This window comes from Pseudarthrobacter sp. AG30, from assembly GCF_003116525.1.
Lineage (GTDB): Bacteria > Actinomycetota > Actinomycetes > Actinomycetales > Micrococcaceae > Arthrobacter.
The window spans coordinates 1-241 of sequence record NZ_QEHL01000050.1 but is presented as its reverse complement, the minus strand read 5'-3'; the positions used below and the strand labels follow the sequence as shown (position 1 = coordinate 241).

The 241-nt window shown below is 59.3% G+C and carries 1 protein-coding gene; it reads right to left on the bottom strand.

The features are described 5' to 3' along the window. Positions 1-241, bottom strand: a 241-nt coding sequence (locus tag DC347_RS21240; protein ID WP_133247135.1) for a hypothetical protein, incomplete at both ends; no start/stop codon positions are given.

The window sequence follows — 241 nt, the reverse complement described above, 5'->3', positions numbered from 1 at the left end:
GTCGCATCGTCAACAAACACCTCGCCCGCATGCTGCAAGACGTCAAACGTGGTGGACGCCGGCGTCACCGCACCATCAAGCACCCGCGAAGGATAATTCAACCGCCCAACAGCATTCTTGGACTTCGACACCACCCACACGCCACCATCATTCAACTCAACCTCAGTGGTCTTAAACCCCGGATACAACACCGCACCCGTCACCACCACAGCCACCACCACACCAAACGCAGCCCCGGCGG